Origin of the sequence: Vibrio tapetis subsp. quintayensis, from assembly GCF_030409945.1 — a bacterium.
Classification (GTDB): domain Bacteria; phylum Pseudomonadota; class Gammaproteobacteria; order Enterobacterales; family Vibrionaceae; genus Vibrio; species Vibrio quintayensis.
Genome location: NZ_JAUFQV010000035.1, coordinates 195051 through 210512 on the forward strand (window position 1 = coordinate 195051; position 15462 = coordinate 210512).

Consider the following 15462-nt stretch of genomic DNA (forward strand, 5'->3'; position numbering starts at 1 on the left):
TAATGAGATGTCTACCGCTATACTCTAGACTTTACAATTAGTTAACTGATTTCGTCTAGAGATAACTTAAAGCTTTCAGAGAATGTTTCTAGAAAGTAGCGCATTTCTGGTGTTTCTCTTTCTTTTAGCGTGGCTTCTAAGCGTTTTTTTGCCTTTTCGTATTCATGATTACCTGCTGAAAGCTCTTCTAAACATTTCAGATATGCGCACAGGCTATCGGCTTGCTTAACAATGCGTGCATCTTCTTCGTTCGCTTTTGAGGAGACTAAGAAAGGGGCAAAGTCTTCTTGGAACTCTTCTGGCAACATGGATAGCAGTTTTTGTTCAGCCGCTGCTTCGATGATTTTGTATTCTTTTGCGATGGCCGGGTTGTAATATTTGACCGGTGTGGGTAGATCGCCGGTGAGAACTTCACTGGTGTCGTGATACATGCCAAGAATGGCAATACGTTCTGGGTTGGCATTGCCGCCAAATTTCTTATTTTTGATGATGGCAAGCGCATGAGCAACAAAGGCCACTTGTAGGCTATGCTCGGAAATGTTTTCTTTGGAAATTGAACGCATCAATGGCCAGCGTTGGATGAGTTTCATGCGGGCGAGATGAGCGAAAAAATGACTGTGTGCCATACGACCTCCTTGTATAACTCGTAACCATAAGGTTAAGTGATTGTTTCATTGATAACAACTTATGCGCGGATTTATTGTAAAAGGATCGCGTGGTGATGGTGCTGTCTTTTTGTGTGGTGTTTGCTAAAATGCCGCGCTTAATTGTCGCCATGACTCAAAGAGAGTGTGGTTGTGCTCATTTAGTGGAAGATGAATCGTGAGTAGTGAAAATTCGCAACAGCTTGAACAGTCACCAACCCAGCAGACAGCAAAAGTGACGGTAGGGTTGAGTAACCCCAAAAGCCCAACCAACGTTGGCGCTGTAATGCGTGCCGCTGGTTGTTATCAGGTCGATCAAGTGCTGTATACCGGTGAGCGTTACGGCAAAGCCGCTAAATTTCAAACCGACACGAAAAACGTGGCGAATAAAATCCCATTGAAAAGCATGCCTTCTTTGTTAGATGACCTAGATCCAGAAACGAAAGTCGTGTGTGTTGAATTAGCGGAGGGCGCTATTTCACTTCCGGAATTTAAGCACCCAGAACAGGCTCTGTATGTCTTTGGCCCTGAAGATGGCACCATTACTCAGGATGTGGTGGATCGTGCCGACAGCGTGGTTTACGTGCCCACTGTTGGTTGTATGAATTTGGCGGCAACGGTCAATGTATTGCTGTACGACCGCCTTGCAAAATCAACTCAACGCACTCAAGGCGATGAATTGATCCGCAGTAGCCGAGATAATCGAAATAACTTGGTGGTGAAAGCGAGATACTAAAAGCGAGGTTTTAAAAGCTAAGTAGAGCGACTACTTTTAACTTAGCCTTTAGCACTTCGACGCAGCATTTGGGGGATCGCAGATTTACTGGTTTTAGTGATTTTTTTCACTAACTTGAAATCTGGCTGATTGACCTGGTGCTGCGTTTTTAGATCTTCCAGCATCTGCAACCATAGTTTGGCGGTCATCTCGGAATCAGCTAATGCTCGGTGAAATACGCCGTCGTGTTGGATATTTTTATATTCGACTAAGCCACCCAATTTATGGTTTGGTGCATTCTGATATAAACGCCTTGCCAGCAGCATTGAGCAAACAAATTCCCCTTGATACTCACACCCGATGGTCTCTAGTTCGGCATCCAAAAAACGTTGGTCGAAAGACGCATTATGTGCCACAAGATTATAGCCCTGAATAAACTCACTAAAATCAGCCATGACTTCTTCACAACTTGGTGCGCTACGCAGCATGTTGTTACTAATACCTGTGTAATTCTCTATAAAACCGCTTACTCGAAAGCCAGGGTTCATAAGCTGCTGGAATCTGCCTGTCACTTGACCGTTTTCAAGTTTTACAGCACCAATCTCTATGGCCCTGTCACCTTGAGTAGGAGAAAGACCAGTGGTTTCGAAATCGAGAACGATAAGAGTATCTGCAGGTTGTTGAGTTAAAAGCATGGCGTAGATCTGAATGACGAAAGTTGGTGGGATAGTAGCATTATTTGAAGTGCTAAGTACGAAAAGCTAAAAGCAAAGTGAGAGATAGAAAGTACGAAGCAATAAATACGAAGTGCTAAGTCTAGAGCTCTGAATTTTTTGCTCTTACTTCGCTTTTAGCACTTCGTTTTTAGCACTTCGCTTTTAGTACTTAGTACTTAGTACTTAGTTCTTATTGTCTATAAGTCGACAAGAATCGATCCAGTCGCCCAATCGCCGTTTCTAAATCTTCGATATGCGGTAATGTCACTATTCTAAAGTGATCCGGTTTTGGCCAGTTAAAGCCGCTGCCTTGTACTAATAGTACTTTTTCTTGAACCAAGAAATCTTGCACGAATTGTTGGTCATTGGTGATATTGAACTTCTTCACATCAAGCTTAGGGAATAGATACATGGCTCCCTTCGGTTTGACGCAAGTAACGCCTGGAATTTGAGTGATCAGTTCGTAGGCTTTATCTCGTTGCTCTAACAGACGGCCGCCAGGAAGAATGAGTTCATTGATACTTTGGTAGCCACCCAACGCAGTTTGGATAGCATGCTGCATTGGAACGTTAGCACACAGGCGCATCGAAGAAAGCATATCTAAGCCATCGATATAGCCTTTGGCAATGTGTTTAGGGCCAGTCAGGAACATCCAGCCGCCACGGAACCCACATACCCGATATGCTTTCGAGATGCCATTGAAGGTTACCATTAACACGTCATCAGCAAGTGTCGCAATGGATGTGTGGGTTGCGCCATCGTAAAGTACTTTGTCATAGATCTCGTCGGCAAAGATGATCAGGTTATGCTGGCGTGCAATCTCAACGACTTGAAGTAGGAAATCGCGACTATAAACGGCACCCGTAGGATTGTTGGGATTAATTAGAACAATACCGCGTGTTTTTGGTGTGATCTTGGCTTTAATGTCATCAAGGTCAGGATACCAATCCGACTCTTCATCACAAAGGTAGTGGACAGCTGTACCACCAGAAAGCGATACACCAGCGGTCCACAAAGGGTAGTCTGGCGCTGGTACTAACATTTCATCGCCATTATTTAGCAATGCTTGCATCGCCATTACGATAAGTTCAGAAACACCATTACCTATGTAGACATCTTCAACGTCTAAATTGAGTAGTCCTTTTCTTTGATAATGCTGAACAACGGCTTTACGAGCTGAATAAATGCCTTTCGAATCGCAGTAACCTTGTGATGTAGGTAGGTTTCTAATCACATCAACAAGTATTTCATCTGGGGCGTCAAAACCAAATGGGGCGGGGTTGCCAATATTTAACTTCAATATTTTATGCCCCTCTTCCTCCATGCGCTTAGCATGTTTGAGTACAGGACCCCTAATGTCGTAGCAGACATTGTCGAGTTTTGATGACATCCCGATATTTTTCATTACTTGCATCCCGATAATAATTATTTTACGTTACCAAATTACACTATTTTACATTTGTATAGAATAAATATCTGACAAATCTTGCTTCACTAGCTAAAGATAAACATCAGAATTGGTTGAGTTTTAACCATCAAGACAGTCAGTAACCCGCAAATTGCCTCTCTACTTCTTGATCTAAGAGGGTTCAACAAATAGAGTATCAACCGCACGTGTTATATTAATAAGAATCATAAGTGAGCGAGGTGACTTTGTCGCACTTTCAGCAGACAATTAATGCGCTAATTCAGCAAATAGAGCAGGCATCAAAAAACGATAGCAGAGTCAGTCACAGCATTGATTTGGGCTCAGGTTTTTCGTTTATTGACTGGCTAGACGCGCAACCTTTATTCCCCAAGTTTTATTGGCAGTCCCGTGACACTCGTGAAGAAGTGGTCGCGCTTGGTAAAGAACATATTTTTTCTGAACCCGCTCCAGCTTATGCTGTATTGAGCGAGGGCCAGAGAGTATGGGGGGGACGATCTTTTGATGGTGCTACTGAAAAAAATAGACGTTGTATGTCGTCATTTTTCTTTTTGCCTCAAATTGAATTAATTCGTTTTGACCAGCAATGGTCGTTGAACGTGAATTTGAATGGTGGGAAAGCCAAAGCAATTCAAGCGCTGAAACGTTTGTTTTGTGACGTGGTGACGCTACAAGATGCGCCCACTCATATCGAATCGATCCAACATACTCCAGAGTTTCCACATTGGTCTCAGCTTGTCGATAAAGCGCTTGAACATATTGAGCAAGGCCAATTTAAGAAAGTGGTTTTGGCGCGAAAAACCGAGCTAGCGCTACATCATTCGATTAACGCAGCTCAGTTTTTAAAAGCGAGTACCTTAACTAATCATCATAGTTTCCATTTTTTGTTTGCCTTGGATAAATCTCATGCATTTATAGGCTCAACGCCAGAGCGCCTTTATTGTCGCTATGGAACGGAACTATTCACGGAAGCCCTTGCGGGCACGATCGGACGTGGTTGCGATGCGCAAGAAGATCTAGCGTTAGCCAACTGGTTAAGTAATGACGCTAAGAATCTGCAAGAAAACCAGTATGTGGTGGATGATATTGTCGGTAGCCTTACCGAACACGCCCATCAGATTGATATACAAGATGAAACGCGGCTAATTCGCTTGCGTAAAGTACAACATCTTAAACGAGAGATTAGCGCTCAACTTAAAACCGGTGTTAATGGCGTTCAGCTATTGGCTGCGCTGCAACCGACAGCGGCAGTGGCGGGTTTACCGCGTGATGAAGCATTAAGCTTTATTGCAGAGCATGAGCCCTTTGCTCGCGGTTGGTACAGTGGTTCGGTAGGGTTCATAAGCCACGACCGAGCGGAATTTTGTGTAGCGATTCGCAGTGCTTTAGTGTTAGAAAAATGCGTTAAGTTATTTGCAGGCGCAGGGATTGTTCCGGGTTCAGACAGTGAATTTGAATGGCAGGAGTTAGATAGAAAAATGTCGACACTGCTGACTCTCATTACTGAACAGTCTCCACTAGGAGTGGCTTCGTGATAGGACAAGCTAGCTTAAACGGCACTTGGTCTAAGTTGATCTTTGAAGAGTTAGCTCGCCATGGCGTGAGTGACGTCTGCGTCGCTCCGGGTTCTCGTTCTACCCCTCTGATTTTACAAGCCGATGCACACCCAAGTTTAAAATTGCATCGCCATTTTGATGAACGTGGCCTTGGTTTTATGGCTCTTGGGCTTGCTAAGGCGAGCAAGAAACCCGTCGCGATTGTGGTAACTTCTGGAACGGCCGTCGCTAATTTATTGCCAGCGGTTGCTGAGGCGGGTTTAACGGGTGAGCAGCTTATATTACTTACCGCAGACCGGCCGCCTGAACTGGTGGGTTGCGGTGCAAATCAAGCCATTGTTCAAAGTGGAATATTTTCTTCTCATGTTTCTTGGTGCGTTGATTTACCGAGCCCGAGTGAGCGTATTTCACCCTCTTGGTTGTTAACGTCACTCGACCAAGGTCTTGAAGTACAAGCGCGTCTTGGTGGCCCCATTCATATCAACTGCGCCTACCCTGAACCATTATACGGTGAGGAGGCATTGCCATGGCAGCATGACTATTTATTGTCATTGTCGTCGTGGGTGCAAGATCAAGAAAGCCGATCTTATGTCCAAATCGATGCAGGGTGCGTGCAACCTCAACCACAAAGGTTTTTATTTACCTCAGCAATGGCCCAACGCCGCAAAGGTGTGGTGATTCTCGGCTCAATTTCATTAGAGCAAGCTCAGGCCGGGTTGAATCTCGCTAAAACGTTAGGCTGGCCGGTATTGTGTGACCCTCAATCTGGCGTTACCAGCGAATGGGCTCATTACGATTTGTGGTTGCAAAACGCAGAGGCCAATGACGCACTAAGACAGTGTGAAGTAGTCATTCAAATTGGAGCTCGTCTGGTTTCTAAACGTCTTAATCAGGTGCTTTCAACGCTGAGCCACGAATGTGAATATCAAGTGGTGCAAGACAAAGTGCAGCGATTAAACCCAAGCCATGTGCGCATGAAATCTGTGGTTTGTGACCCTATTAAGTGGGTTAATGCTCAATTGAGCGCACTTGATGATATTGCTACACCACCTAAAACCGATAGCGAAGTACAGCGATGGGCGAAGCAGTTTGTTACTTACAGTCAATCGGTTAAGCATGATATTAGCGACAAACAGGGGTTAGAGCCAGTCAGCGAAACGTCATTTGCCAAGCAGGTGCTCACTTGGTCTTTATCAAACAGCGATGTGTTTATTGGTAATAGCTTGATTGTTCGCTTGATTGATATGCTGGGAGACTGGGCGCCACGAGAAACGTATAGTAACCGAGGGGCTTCGGGGATCGACGGGTTAGTGGCAACTGCCGCTGGTGTGCAACGTGCCCGTCAACGTCCAATGCTGATGATGCTCGGTGATACCTCATTACTGCATGATTTAAATTCATTGGCGTTGCTGAGTTCATCTCAATCCAACGTTAATGATGACTCAAAAGGCCACTCGCCTGTGGTTCTGATCGTAACCAATAACGATGGTGGCGCTATTTTTGATTTATTACCCGTAGCGGATGATAAAAAAACAACGCTGTATCAAATGCCCCATGGCTATCAATTTGAATTTGCAGCTAAGCAATTTGGTTTGGCCTATCATGCGCCTCAAAGTCTTGTTGAGTGTCAAAAGACAGTGGAGCAACACTTTGCAATTGGTACCGGTGCGTTGGTGGTTGAAATCATTACGCCGCCGGGGCAAGCATCGAGCGAACTAAAACGAATTTCTGCGAGAGTGCAAACACAGCACCTCAACCAACAAGCAAACTTGATCTCTATGCGTAGTGCAAACCAGTAGATGTTAAGCCAAATGCTAACAACCCATTGGTTAACCGACGATGCGAACTCGAATAAACCCGTAATCATATTACTGCATGGATTGTTGGGGGATACCGATGATTGGTTTTCAATTGCGCCTTACCTACAAGACTATGCGTGCCTCGCCATTGACTTGCCATGCCATGGTCAATCAAAAGATATCCAATGTCTAGATTTTGACCATGTATGTGAGCTTGTTGTCAAAGCGATTCAAAACGTGATCTCACAAGATAGAAAAGTGAGCATTGTTGGCTACTCTTTAGGGGCTCGAATTGCCATGTATGGGTTAGCGTGTAAGCGCTTTACTCACTTGAATATTTCCAGCGTTGTGTTGGAAGGTGGCAATTTTGGATTGCGTGAGGCGGTTGAGAAGCAACAAAGATGGATAAACGACGAACAATGGGCCGTACGTTTTAGTACGGACCCGATAGAGCAAGTATTAGACGCTTGGTACCAGCAAGAGGTGTTTAGTTCACTAAATGATGAGCAAAGACAAACTTTGATTGGTAAGCGTAAGCATAATAATGGTCAAGCGATTGCTGGAATGCTGATGGCTACGTCATTGGCTAAGCAACCCTATTTATTGACGGCTTTACAAGGATTATCGTCACCAGTACTGCACTATATATGTGGCGAGCAAGACACAAAATTTACCAGCTTGGCACACTCGAGCGGATTGAGCTTTAGCCGAGTAGATCAAGCTGGACATAACGTACATCAAGAGCAACCTAATGCGTTTGCTCAAATCATTAGAAAAATCACAGCCAAGCGCTGATAGCACATCACAGGATGGGGAAAAGAAATGGCAAGAACAGTTGGCATTACGGAAGAAGAATTGTATGCACCAGTTGAATGGCTAGATTGCGGTGCTGATTACGAAGACATTTATTACCACAAATCAAACGATGGTATTGCAAAAATTACGATTGCTCGCCCACAAGTACGTAACGCATTTCGTCCTCAAACCGTAAATGAAATGATGAAGGCTCTGGCAGATGCCCGCTATGACAGCAAAGTCGGCGCTATTATTCTTACGGGTTTAGGCGAAGATGCTTTCTGTAGCGGTGGCGACCAGAAAATTCGCGGTGACTACGGCGGTTACCGTGATGAAGAGGGTACGCATCATTTGAACGTACTTGATTTCCAACGCCAGATCCGAACGTGTCCTAAACCAGTTATCGCAGCAGTAGCGGGCTACGCTGTGGGTGGTGGTCATGTACTTCACATGATGTGTGATCTAACCATCGCAGCAGAAAATGCTCAATTTGGCCAAACTGGCCCGAAAGTGGGTTCTTTTGACGGCGGATGGGGCGCGTCTTACATGGCTCGTATCGTAGGCCAAAAGAAAGCGCGTGAAATTTGGTTCCTTTGTCGTTTCTATGACGCACAAGAAGCGTTGGATATGGGCTTAGTAAATACAGTCGTACCTGTTAATGAACTAGAACGTGAAAGTGTGCGTTGGTGTCGTGAAGCATTGCAACACAGCCCAATGGCACTGCGTTGTTTGAAAGCGGCCTTAAACGCCGACTGTGACGGCCAAGCGGGTTTGCAAGAGCTAGCGGGTAACGCAACCATGATGTTCTACATGACGGAAGAAGGTCAAGAGGGTCGTAATGCGTTTAATGAAAAACGTCGCCCTGACTTCGACAAATACCCTCGTAACCCGTAACGCTAAGCTGGGTCTAATGGATTGTTTGGGCATCGTGTGTCCATCACCAATTAGGCCCTTTTGATTTTGCATTTAGGAACCTCCCTATGCGTCAAGTGAAGTTGTATCGATACAAATTGCCCATGGACAGTGGCGTTATCTTACGAGATCAACGTCTTTCTGAACGAGAAGGTTACATTGTTGAATTATGCCAAGATGGCAAAGTTGGTCGTGGTGAAATAGCGCCATTAGCAGGGTTCAGTGTTGAAACCCTAGCAGAAGCCGGGCAACAAGCTCAATCACAGTTAGAACTCTGGCAAGCTGGTCATGAATTTGATTATTCCGACTTACATCCATCGGTTGCTTTCGGTCTTTCTGCCGCGATCATGGAACTCAGTGATGGGCTCCCTATTGATGGTGCTTACCAAGTTGCCCCGTTGTGTGTCGGTGACCCTGATGAATTGATCCCGGTATTAAATGATATGCCCGGTGAGAAAGTAGCCAAAATTAAAGTGGGTTTGTACGAGCCTATTCGAGACGGAATGCTCGTCAATTTGTTTCTTGAATCTATCCCTGAACTTACGCTTCGTCTTGATGCGAACAGAGCGTGGACTCCGGAAAAAGCCCACAAATTTGCTCAGTATATTAACCCATCATACCGCCAGAGAATCGTATATTTGGAAGAACCATGTCAGCAGCCTGGTGACAGTTTTTCTTTGGCCATTGATACCGGTATTGCGATTGCTTGGGATGAAACGCTACAAGAAGCCGTTCGTCGCCCGGACTTTAAGCTAGCGGATTTGACGGGTGCCAAAACCATCGTGATAAAGCCAACCTTAATCGGTTCAATTGAACGCTGTGTTGATCTTGTTGCGCAGGCTAAAAAGTTGGGCATGAAAGCGGTGATCAGCTCTAGCATTGAATCTAGCCTTGGGCTTTGTCAGTTAGCGAGAATGGCAAAATGGCTCACTCCGGATCAATTACCAGGCTTGGATACGTTAAATATGTTCCAAGTGCAACTGGATGTGGCATGGCCTAAAAGCCAACTACCATTATTGACTTTAGATAGCCAAGAGCTTGTTTATTACGCGTAATTTTTACGTATGTGGTAGGTGTTAAAGATGACAGGTTATTTGCAGCATTGGTCTGTGTTCCAACCGAACAAGATTGCCGTTAAGACACAGAGCTCCAACTTAACATGGTCGGAGCTTAATATACGGGTGGGAAACATCGCTTCGCAACTTCAGACTGAAGGCGTGAATCATAACGATGTCGTTGCGGCAGTAGGAAAAAACTGCCCTGACTTGCTGTTGCTGTATTTGGCCTGTTTGGAGATAGGAGCAGTGATGTCTCCTATCTCACCAGCCCCGTGGGCCGAGCTGGAAGGTAAGTTTAAAACTCTGGCCCCTAAATATGTTTGGTGGCAGAAGCAAGCAGAACGAGCATGCAAGTTACCCAGATTCAGTTGGACAGAAAGTTCTTTAACTCGCTTATCTAAAGCTCCTTGCGAGTTACCTCAGCATTTATCTTCAAAACCTCAAGTTTCTAATCAGCTTGTTAGCCTTATCTTCACCTCGGGTTCTTCTGGAAAGCCAAAAGCTGTTGCGCATACAGCATCTCAACATATTGCTAGCGCAAAAGGGCTACTGAGCGAATTTCAATTTGAGCAAACAGATAGTTGGTTATTAAGCTTGCCGATGTACCACGTCTCAGGTTTGGCTATTGTTTGGCGTTGGTTAGTGGTCGGCGCGGGATTAGTAATACCGGGTGATAAAGGTTTATCCTACGATTTAACTCAGGTGACTCATGCTTCATTAGTTGCCGTTCAGCTTCAACGAGTGCTGGAAGATAACCATACGCTAATGCTCAAACGCGTATTACTCGGGGGCAGTCATATCCCTGAGTCTTTATGTCAATCGGCTCGAGAGCGAGGAGTGGATACTTGGTTAGGCTATGGTATGACTGAAGCCGCTTCAACGGTAACGGCAAAGCGCACCGATGAGCTTGCTAACGCAGGAAGCGTGCTACCTAACCGCCAGTTAAAGCTAGTCGGTGAGCGAATCTATATCGCCGGAGAGACGCTTGCTTCAGGTTATTATCAAAATGGTATCGTCACACCGTTAATTCGACATGATGGTTGGTTTGATACTAAGGACCTAGGGCAATGGCAGCCGAATGAGCAGTTAAAAATTATTGGTAGAGCCGACAATCAATTTGTTTCCGGTGGCGAGAATATTCATTGTGAAGAAATTGAAGCCGTATTGAATACTCACCCTCAAATCCAGCAAAGCTATATCGTGCCACTGGTGGATACTGAATTTGGTCACCGACCTGTCGCAGTACTGATCGCAAGCATATTGCTCGATAAAACCAACTACGATGCATTCCTCGCTCCTAAATTAACCAAATTTAAATGGCCTATTGGCTATCACTTAATGCCACCTGAATTGCTCGGAAATGGCATCAAAGTATCGAGGCAATCAATTAAACAGTGGTTGCTTGAAAAAACGGTTACTTAAGCAAATGGCAACTTGAGCAATAGATCTCCCGTGCTTTAATGTCCGCCTTCCGCCTTCCGCCTTCCGCCATTGCCCCATATTCCCTTTCAGACTTTAATAGAGCCAAACTGAATTTATGTTTCTCCCGTACTACTAGATAATCTCTTGCTAGTTGTAAGGGAGAGCTAATGTATGAAAGGGATAGGAATACTGCTAACAGTGGTCATGCTGGTGGTCGCATTAAACACGGATGGGCTATTACGCTCAATTGCAGAGCTAGCAGCGTTTGTTGCTTTGGCTCTTACCGCTTACCAAATAAAAAGTGCGCGTAGTCAAAGTCAACTTAAGCGCACTCAGTCTGTTAAATCTTAGAGTAACTAGATTGTATTGCTCGTACCCTACCTTCTAAGCAAGAGTTAACCAGGCTAATGATAAACTCGAAATAAGAACCCACAATGTCACTCCGAAAAACAAAGGTTTTGGCCCGGCAGAGCGAACCTTACTCACCGATATGTTGCAGCCAATCAAGAACAAACATAGCACTAATGCCTGCTTTGAAATTGAGAATATACCATCGTATAAATTGCCGAACTGTGGCAATGCATCACTGACTAAAATGGCAGCACAATAGAATAAAATGAAATATGGGATGGTGATTTTCTTGCTGCCTGAACTAAAGATAATCGAGCTAATAAATGCAACGGGTACAATCCACAAAGCGCGAGCTAATTTCAGCGTAGTGGCTGTTTTTAATGCTTCTTCGCCATAAGCAGAAGCAGCACCAACCACCGATGAGGTATCATGAATTGCAATCGCTGCCCATGTGCCAAAAGTATGTTGATCTAACTCTAAAGCAAATCCAATCACAGGGAATATAAACAAAGCAATCGAGTTCAATACAAATATAGTGGCAAGTGCTAGGCCCATTTGTTCGTCATTGGCTTTAATGGCAGGAGAAACAGCGGCAATGGCGCTACCCCCACAAATCGCGGTTCCTGCAGAAATCAAATATCCCGTCTTTTGCTCTATGCCCATTTTTTTGGTTAGAAACCAACCGAAGGTTAACGTACCAACGATTGTGGTTAATATAATGCCAATACCGTCACTCGTTACCGCAATAGCTTGATCTAGCTGGATCCCAAAACCAAGGCCAACAATGGAGTAGGCCAGTAATTTCTTGGTGATTTGACTTAAGGGGACGTTCGATGGAACAAAGCCTAAATTAGCTAACAAAAAGCCAAGAACTAGTGCGGTAGGGGAAGATGCCCATGGAGTAAAACAAAATGCAGCAGCGATAAAAAAAGGTATGTTTTTGAACGTTAAATAGTCGGTATCAAATATGTGCATGTAATGTACAGTAGAATTTTTATAAGAAACTTATGATACCTCTAAATAGGTGTTTAGTAAGTCATGAAATAATGAAACCATTGTTCAGATAAACTAAACGTAAGTAAGGGCGGGTTTTAACTATTGGCGGTGTTATTGATTGTAAGCAGCTTGTATTGTTATAGTTGCATATCTAACTAAGAGCATACCTGCATTATTAGGGAGATTTGTTTGAACATTGTATTAGTACGACATGGTTTACCTGAAGCCGCTTCTAATTCAAAAGTGAATGCGACGGGTTTTGCTAAGTGGGTCAGAGCCTATAATCATTCGAATATTCATTTGAATAGCCAGCCTCCCGAAAAACTAACAAAAGTGCTCGATGCAAGTTATGTATTTTCTAGCAACTTAAATCGCGCAGTCCATTCTGCAACAATCTGTACCGGAAGAAAACCGGATAGGGTTTTAAGTGAATTTTGGGGAGCTTGATATTCCTCGTTTTAAACTACCTTTATCCATGTCGATTAATTCGTGGGTCTTTGTCTCTAGAGTTGCATGGTTTATGGGGTTATCAGGAAAAAGCGAGTCGATGTCTATGGGAAAAATCCGTGTGGCGATTGCCGCTGACCGATTAGTCGAGCAGTCATGTCTAAATCAAGATATTGCGGTGTTTGGTCATGGTTTGTTCAATCGATATCTTGCTAAAGAGCTTGAACGACGAGGTTGGATAATCAAGTCAAGTAACCGAGGTTATTGGGGGGAAATTGAGCTGGTCAATTCGACAGAAAGTTAATGGTCATAGCTAATTAAGTATTATCAAGTGTTGTGTCATGATTTTTCATCGAAAGGGGATTTAAGTGGAATATTTATCAATATCGAATTCGAACATTGCATCAGAACACATTTGCTGCGCATTCTCTGATAAGAAGTGTAAAGAGAGCTATCAAGCAAAAAAGGACTGGCTAGCAAGTCAGTTTGAACATGGATATGTGTTTAAACGCTTGGATGAGCGAGCAAAAGTATTTATTGAATACGTTCCCGCGGAGAAGGCGTGGTTACCGATAACAGCCCCAAACTATCTCGCATTAGGTTGTTTTTGGGTTTCTGGAAAACATAAAGGCAATGGTCATGGTAAAGCGCTGCTCGCCGATGCGCTAAGCTGTGCTAAACAACTGGGGAGTCACGGGTTAGTTACCGTTGTTGGAAAAAAGAGGAATCATTTCATGAGTGATACTAAATGGTTAATTAAACAAGGCTTCGAGATTTGTGACCATGCACCTAATGGATTTGTTTTACTCTATCTTCCTATCTGTAATGAAGCAAAATTGCCGAAATTCTTGCCACACGTCCACAGCGCAAAAGTCAGCGTAGAAGGTTGTGTGGTCTATTATTCAAATCGTTGTCCATTTTCCGAATTTCATGTCAGTCAATCCCTTGTTGAAACGTGCAAAGCGCGCAATATCCCCTTAACCGTTAATAAATTAGAAACACAGGAACAAGCGCAATCTTGCCCGTCGCCCGCAACAATTTTCAGCCTGTATTACAATGGCGAGTTTGTCACGACAGACATCAGTGTCTGTATGGATTCTAGATTTGATAAGATTATCGGGAAGCTTGGGAATTAGTTTATCCCTGCCCAGGACAAAATGGCCACTAATCGACTAAAATGCTTAATCCCCCCATACTTGCTAACTTGCAGCCTTCGATATTATCTTTTGTTAACGTTGTGAGTGTCCATTATCGATAATCTAAGTAAATATCGCGCTTTTACAAAAATGATGACCGGATACCTTTGATGGGTTAATGCAGGAGAGCTTCATGTTTAGGGAAATCACAAAAACAGATTTTGAATCATTTTGGGCTACATTTTCTGCGGTTATTCAGGCACAAGAAACTTATGCATTCGATCCTGATATGACGCAAGAGCAGGCTTACGCACTTTGGTGCGAATCACCGTTAAAAGCTTATGTGTTTGTAGAAAAAGAGGTGGTTTTGGGCTCGTATTATATTAGGCCAAATGCGATGGGGCCAAGCCGTCATATTTGCAACTGCGGTTACATGGTTTCTGATAAGGCGAGAGGTAACGGTATTGCGCGTCATATGTGCGAGCATTCTCAGAAGGTGGCATTAGAGCTTGGATTCGACGCAATGCAGTTCAATAGCGTAGTGTCGACTAACGAAGTGGCCGTTAAGCTTTGGCAAAAAATGGGTTATACGATTATCGGCACCATCCCCAAGGCATATAATCACGCGCAATTAGGGCTCGTAGATAGTTACATTATGTATAAGTGGTTACGGGCTTAATGATTTATCAGTGAGGCTGCCGTTTTATGAGACTGTCAGATAATAAGATTGAGTGAGCATATTTGATGGTCGTTATTTATACAATTTTTAGGTTGACACAAAATAGCCGTTATATAAATATGCTTGTATGAAAACAAATTTCGCACATCAAGCATCACGAATTATCATCATTCCTTAGGAATGGTGGAGATTTGATGTGCTCAATATTTATCAAACCCACCCTATCGGTGGGTTTTGTGTTTCTACTGCTTAGGGTGAGGTTAGCTCCAAGGAGGTTACATGAAAAAAATCGCGATATTTGGAAAACCTGGCAGCGGTAAGTCAATGCTAAGTAAAGCGTTAGCCAAGGAAACGGGAATCGAGTTATACCCGCTAGATTCCTTCGTTTACCAAGCCAATGGTGCCCTAGTGGATAGAAATGAGTTTGAAGCTGCGCACAACAAAATCCTTGGGACTGATCGCTGGATCATGGATGGCTTTGGGCCTTTAGGCGCATTTAATAAACGGCTTGAATTGGCCGATACCTTGATTTATATCGATCTGCCATACTTTACAAGTTATTGGTTTGTCACCAAACGGCTATTAAAAGGGCTGTTTGTGAAGCCGGAAGGTTGGCCTGATGGCAGTTCCGTTATTAAAGGCAGCTTGCAAAGCTATAAAGTGTTAAGGCTTTGCCCTAGATTCTGGAATGATGAATTCATGAAAGGCCTAGAAGAAGTCGCGGGTGATAAGTCGTTATTTGTTATTCGTTCACTGTCGGATTTGAATCTATTCATTGAGAACAACGTAAAAAACTGAATTCTTATGACT

17 protein-coding genes are annotated in these 15462 nt (G+C 43.9%); 13 read left to right on the forward strand and 4 right to left on the reverse strand.

The genetic code is table 11. From position 1 onward, the window contains the following. Positions 1-41: 41 nt before the first annotated feature. Positions 42-626 carry a 5'-deoxynucleotidase gene (yfbR, locus tag QWZ04_RS18270; RefSeq protein ID WP_102522544.1) on the reverse strand — a complete coding sequence of 195 codons (585 nt, stop codon included), beginning with the start codon at positions 624-626 and terminating at the stop codon, positions 42-44. Between the two features lie 253 nt (positions 627-879). On the opposite strand from yfbR, the gene QWZ04_RS18275 reads away from it, so the two are divergent. Continuing rightward, a complete protein-coding gene (locus QWZ04_RS18275) occupies positions 880-1380 on the forward strand; it encodes an RNA methyltransferase (RefSeq protein ID WP_290329827.1) in 501 nt (166 codons plus the stop codon). Positions 1381-1421: 41 nt separating this feature from the next. On the opposite strand, the gene QWZ04_RS18280 is transcribed toward QWZ04_RS18275, so the two are convergent. Together QWZ04_RS18280 and QWZ04_RS18285 are read right to left on the reverse strand one after the other, a co-directional pair. Further along, a complete protein-coding gene (locus QWZ04_RS18280) occupies positions 1422-2054 on the reverse strand; it encodes a 3'-5' exonuclease (RefSeq protein ID WP_290329685.1) in 633 nt (210 codons plus the stop codon). Between the two features lie 211 nt (positions 2055-2265). After that, on the reverse strand, positions 2266-3480 hold the full coding sequence (locus QWZ04_RS18285) for a pyridoxal phosphate-dependent aminotransferase (protein WP_290329686.1): 1215 nt from the start codon (positions 3478-3480) through the stop codon (positions 2266-2268). A gap of 248 nt (positions 3481-3728) precedes the next feature. Between QWZ04_RS18285 and QWZ04_RS18290 the strand changes: the two genes are divergently transcribed. From QWZ04_RS18290 to QWZ04_RS18320, 7 genes are all read left to right on the forward strand, one after another. Beyond that, positions 3729-5036 carry an isochorismate synthase gene (locus QWZ04_RS18290; RefSeq protein ID WP_290329828.1) on the forward strand — a complete coding sequence of 436 codons (1308 nt, stop codon included), beginning with the start codon at positions 3729-3731 and terminating at the stop codon, positions 5034-5036. Next, positions 5033-6856 (forward strand): 2-succinyl-5-enolpyruvyl-6-hydroxy-3-cyclohexene-1-carboxylic-acid synthase, encoded by a 1824-nt coding sequence (menD, locus tag QWZ04_RS18295; protein ID WP_290329687.1) that lies wholly within the window; start codon positions 5033-5035, stop codon positions 6854-6856. The genes QWZ04_RS18290 and menD overlap by 4 nt, the downstream gene beginning before the upstream one ends. 12 nt (positions 6857-6868) lie before the next feature. Beyond that, positions 6869-7651, forward strand: a complete 783-nt coding sequence (gene menH, locus QWZ04_RS18300) for a 2-succinyl-6-hydroxy-2,4-cyclohexadiene-1-carboxylate synthase (RefSeq protein ID WP_435433629.1) — start codon at positions 6869-6871, stop codon at positions 7649-7651. 27 nt (positions 7652-7678) lie between these two features. Then, positions 7679-8545 carry a 1,4-dihydroxy-2-naphthoyl-CoA synthase gene (gene menB, locus QWZ04_RS18305; RefSeq protein WP_102522539.1) on the forward strand — a complete coding sequence of 289 codons (867 nt, stop codon included), beginning with the start codon at positions 7679-7681 and terminating at the stop codon, positions 8543-8545. Positions 8546-8631: 86 nt separating this feature from the next. Further along, positions 8632-9618: an o-succinylbenzoate synthase gene (gene menC / locus QWZ04_RS18310; RefSeq protein WP_290329689.1), complete on the forward strand. Its 987-nt coding sequence runs from the start codon at positions 8632-8634 to the stop codon at positions 9616-9618. Positions 9619-9645: 27 nt separating this feature from the next. After that, positions 9646-11043, forward strand: a complete 1398-nt coding sequence (gene menE / locus QWZ04_RS18315; protein ID WP_290329690.1) for an o-succinylbenzoate--CoA ligase — start codon at positions 9646-9648, stop codon at positions 11041-11043. A gap of 171 nt (positions 11044-11214) precedes the next feature. Then, positions 11215-11394 carry a hypothetical protein gene (locus QWZ04_RS18320; RefSeq protein ID WP_290329691.1) on the forward strand — a complete coding sequence of 60 codons (180 nt, stop codon included), beginning with the start codon at positions 11215-11217 and terminating at the stop codon, positions 11392-11394. 33 nt (positions 11395-11427) lie between these two features. On the opposite strand, the gene QWZ04_RS18325 is transcribed toward QWZ04_RS18320, so the two are convergent. Further along, positions 11428-12369, reverse strand: coding sequence for a YeiH family protein (locus QWZ04_RS18325; protein WP_290329692.1), 942 nt, complete (start codon positions 12367-12369; stop codon positions 11428-11430). Positions 12370-12579: 210 nt separating this feature from the next. Between QWZ04_RS18325 and QWZ04_RS18330 the strand changes: the two genes are divergently transcribed. The 5 genes from QWZ04_RS18330 to QWZ04_RS18350 all read left to right on the forward strand — a co-directional run bounded on the left by QWZ04_RS18330 (position 12580) and on the right by QWZ04_RS18350 (position 15450). Then, a complete protein-coding gene (locus QWZ04_RS18330; protein ID WP_290329693.1) occupies positions 12580-12837 on the forward strand; it encodes a histidine phosphatase family protein in 258 nt (85 codons plus the stop codon). Then, positions 12818-13141 carry a hypothetical protein gene (locus QWZ04_RS18335; protein ID WP_290329694.1) on the forward strand — a complete coding sequence of 108 codons (324 nt, stop codon included), beginning with the start codon at positions 12818-12820 and terminating at the stop codon, positions 13139-13141. Before QWZ04_RS18330 ends, QWZ04_RS18335 begins: the two co-directional genes overlap by 20 nt. A gap of 64 nt (positions 13142-13205) precedes the next feature. Further along, on the forward strand, positions 13206-13973 hold the full coding sequence (locus tag QWZ04_RS18340; protein ID WP_290329695.1) for a GNAT family N-acetyltransferase: 768 nt from the start codon (positions 13206-13208) through the stop codon (positions 13971-13973). Between the two features lie 193 nt (positions 13974-14166). Then, on the forward strand, positions 14167-14652 hold the full coding sequence (locus QWZ04_RS18345) for a GNAT family N-acetyltransferase (RefSeq protein ID WP_290329696.1): 486 nt from the start codon (positions 14167-14169) through the stop codon (positions 14650-14652). Between the two features lie 279 nt (positions 14653-14931). Beyond that, positions 14932-15450 carry a P-loop NTPase family protein gene (locus QWZ04_RS18350; protein ID WP_290329697.1) on the forward strand — a complete coding sequence of 173 codons (519 nt, stop codon included), beginning with the start codon at positions 14932-14934 and terminating at the stop codon, positions 15448-15450. Positions 15451-15462 lie beyond the last annotated feature (12 nt).